The organism is Hyphomicrobium sp. (genome assembly GCF_020852195.1).
Taxonomy (GTDB): domain Bacteria; phylum Pseudomonadota; class Alphaproteobacteria; order Rhizobiales; family Hyphomicrobiaceae; genus Hyphomicrobium_C.
Genome location: NZ_JADZBI010000231.1, coordinates 1 through 3,380, shown reverse-complemented (window position 1 = coordinate 3,380; position 3,380 = coordinate 1). Strand labels below are relative to the sequence as shown.

Sequence of the window (3,380 nt, the reverse complement as noted above, 5' to 3'; positions counted from 1 at the left end):
TCGGGGGGGGGGGTGGTGGGGGGGACCCCAACGAGCACGCCCCGCCCCCACCTCGATCCACCATCACAGACCAGGTGGTTGCACGCGAGTCTGCCACAGCGGGCGTCGCATGTGCGGAGACTGGCGTGGGTCCCGGCCTTCGCCGGGATGACGTCGAAAGGAGGCAAGCTGCACCCACCACACGCTCCGTCATGCCTGCGCAGGCCGGCACCCACGCAAGTTTCCACAAAAGGCCACATCGGCAGGATTCTCGTGCGCGAGCGCAAGGAGGAGCCGCGCGACCAAGCACCAACGCCAGGCCATGGAGCGGGCGGACGTGTGTTCAGAAGATCGCCGCTCGGCTCTTCTACGTCATGGCCGGGCTCGACCCAGCCATCCAGGGCCATTCAGGCGAACGTCTCCTGGCGGCCCCTGGATAGCCGCCTCGTCGTGGCGAAGCCGCGCTCCGCGCGGACGGCGGCCATGACGTGCCGCAAGCTCTCCCTGCTTACCGCACTTAGCGCCTCTACGACGCCCGCGTGCGGCGATAGCGGCACGTCGCACGCTTGAGCTCGGCCAAGGCGCGCGGCCGGTAGGCTTCCCCGCGGTCCGGAGCGCGGATGACGACGATGCCCTCGTTGGCCGGGATAGTCAGCGTCGCCTCTCCGGTGACCGCGACGCCGGGTCCTGATCCCGTGCCCAGCCGCCACGTGTCGTCGCCCGGCACGAGCAGCAGCGACACCTCCGGCCGCCGCTCGGGCGAGGCGACCGACGTGAAGAAGTTGTCGCCCGCGGGCGAGAAGAGCGCGAGCACCCATCCGGGATCGGGCAGCGCCGCGGAGATGCTGACGGCACCGTCGCGCGTGTCGAAGCGGCAGACCGCATAGCGCGCGTCCGGCGACAGGAACGGCAGCGGCTGCGCATCGGGCGCCACCACGGGCAGCACCTGCATGGTGTTCTCCGGCAAGTCGCCTGCGAGCCGGCCGTAGCCCGAGGTCGGGATCAGGTGTGGCGTCGCCAGCGTGGCCAGAATGTGCAGGATCGCGGCCGCGAACAGGGCCGCAGCCGCCAGCGGGATGTTGATCGAGAGTACGCGGGCCCAGAGACGACGAAGCATGACGGCTAGCACCCCTTGCGCGTGATGGTGGGTGCCATGCGCTCGATCTCGCCCTCCTGGGCAACCGCGCGCGTGCCGAGGTCGAGAACGGTGAAGGCGAGCGCCAGTCGTCCCGCGCCGCCGGTCGGCAGCCAGTTCCCTGTATGCGCATCGCGCGAGAGCGTCGCCATGTAGCCGCCGTCGGGGTTGATCGCCATCGTGTCGCTGGTGAAGGTCGAGCGGCCGAGCACGTTCGGAATGAGCCGGCCGTCCGCGTCGAACACCGTGAGGCTCCACCAGAAGTTCGCGATCTCACGCCCTTCCACCGCATAGTCGCAGGAGGAGTGCAGCGTGCGCCCCTCGCTGTCGGTGCGGGCGATGAAGGTGTGTGAGACCTCGGTCGAGAGCGGCAGGATGCCGAGCCGCGCCTCGTGCGCGCGCGTATAGGGATCGGCGTCGGGGCGGCCTGCCGAGGTCCAGGACACCCACGGGCCGGACGTGACCGTGGTCAGCGCCGAGCCCTTCTCCACCATGTACCAGCTCGAGCCGAGGCCGAGCAGCAGCACGATGCCGATGAACAGCGCCCAGTCCGCGGTGTAGGAGACGAGCGCCGCCAGCCGCTTCTTGAGGCGGTGCAGCGTGAAGCTCATGAAGTTGAGCGAGGTGAGGGAGCGGAAGGCGCTGATGGCGGACATGGGGTGCTACGGCAGGCCGGAGGCGTCGGAGAGATCCCGGCCGCTGGCGCCGGAGGCGAAGGCGGGGCTGGGCTGTGGTGCTGCGTCGGCACGGTTGCCGCGTGCGGCGGGCGCCTGCGGGCGTCCGTCGATCGGTGTCGGGGTCGGTGCCGGCTGAGGCTCCGCCACGCCGGCCGCCTTGCGCAGCGCCGCCGTGATGCGCTTCAGGGCCTCGCGCGCGGGCTCCGTCATCGTCGGCGAGGAGGGCTTTGCGGCGCCAAGCTCCGCTGCCGCCGCGGCCGGGTTGGTACGCTTGAGCTCGGCGATGCGCTGCTGCTCGGCGATCTGCACCGGATGCGGCGCGAGGCCCGGCAGCGTCGGGATGTTCATGTCGCGATGGGCGACCGACATGAACGACTGCCAGAGCGGCGCCGCGAGCTGTCCGCCGGTGTTGCCGCCGGCCATCGGCCGGTTGTCATCGTTGCCAAGCCACACCACGCCGACATACTTGCCCGTAGCGCCGACGAACCACACGTCCTTCGGACCGGAGCTGGTTCCCGTCTTGCCGATCACGTTGGTGAAGTCGAGCGCAGCGCGCTGTGCCGTGCCGTCCGTGACGACCCTCTGCATCATCTGGTTCATGCCTTCGGCAACCTTGCGCGAGACGAGCTGGGCGGGCTCCGGCTCGTCTCTTTCCCGGCTGTACACGAGTTCGCCGCGTGAATTGACCATGTCGAGGATGGCATAGGGGCGAGCGTCCTTGCCGCCGTTGGCGAACGTGGCGAGTCCTCCTGCGTGCTCGATCGGCGGGATGCCGTAGTCGCCGAGTGCCATCGAGCAGCTCTTGCGGATGCCGGTGATGCCGAGCCGCTGCGTCATCTCGATCACCTTCTCGCGCCCGACGGCGAACGAGAGCTCCGCGGCCACCGTGTTGAGCGATTTGGCGAGCGCCATCCAGAGCGGCATGCGCGCCCCGCTGCCGTGGCTGCCGCCGTAGTTCTGTGGATGCCAGCGCCCGCACGAGCGCGAGGCGTCGCGAACGGTGGAGGTCGGCGTGTAGCCGTTCTCAAGCGCCGCAGCGTAGACGTAGATCTTGAACGACGAGCCGGGCTGGCGCCTTGCGTGCGTGGCGCGGTTGAACTGGCTTTCGCCGTAGTCCGGCCCGCCCACCATCGCCCTCACGGCGCCGTCCGTCTCGAGCGCGACGAGCGCGCCCGAGTTCATGCGCAGGCCGCGTCCGCGCTGCTTGAGAAACGTCACGAGGGCCTCGTCCGCCTGCTTCTGCATGGCGAGGTCGATGGTCGTGCGCGCGGTCAGCACGTACTGGTTCTTGCCCTCCGCAAGGCGCTGCACCTCCTCGAAGGCATAGTCGAGGAACCAGTCGGGGCTCGTGGCTGAGCGCGTCTCGACGATCTGCGCCGGATGCAGCCGCGCCTCGTGCACCTGGGCCGGGGTGTAGAATCCGGCTTCGACGAGGTTCTGCAGCACGTCGTTGGTGCGTGCGCGCGACGACGGCAGGTTGATGTGCGGCGCATAGGTGGTCGGCGCCTTGTAGAGCCCGGCCAGCAGCGCGGCCTCGGCGAGGTTCACCTCGCGCACGGACTTGCCGAAATAGAACTGCGAGGCGGCCT

Annotated in this window: 3 protein-coding genes; all 3 read right to left on the bottom strand. The window is 69.6% G+C overall.

Annotation, left to right across the window (positions count from 1 at the left end; translation table 11 throughout):
- Window positions 1-505: 505 nt before the first annotated feature.
- Complete coding sequence (locus IT540_RS19040; RefSeq protein WP_291181375.1) at window positions 506-1,096, bottom strand: hypothetical protein; 591 nt, start codon at window positions 1,094-1,096, stop codon at window positions 506-508.
- Between the two features lie 5 nt (window positions 1,097-1,101).
- Window positions 1,102-1,770, bottom strand: coding sequence for a DUF1214 domain-containing protein (locus IT540_RS19035; protein ID WP_291181373.1), 669 nt, complete (start codon window positions 1,768-1,770; stop codon window positions 1,102-1,104).
- Between the two features lie 6 nt (window positions 1,771-1,776).
- Window positions 1,777-3,380 (bottom strand): penicillin-binding transpeptidase domain-containing protein (locus IT540_RS19030; RefSeq protein WP_291181371.1); only part of this gene is annotated, 1,604 nt, incomplete at its 5' end.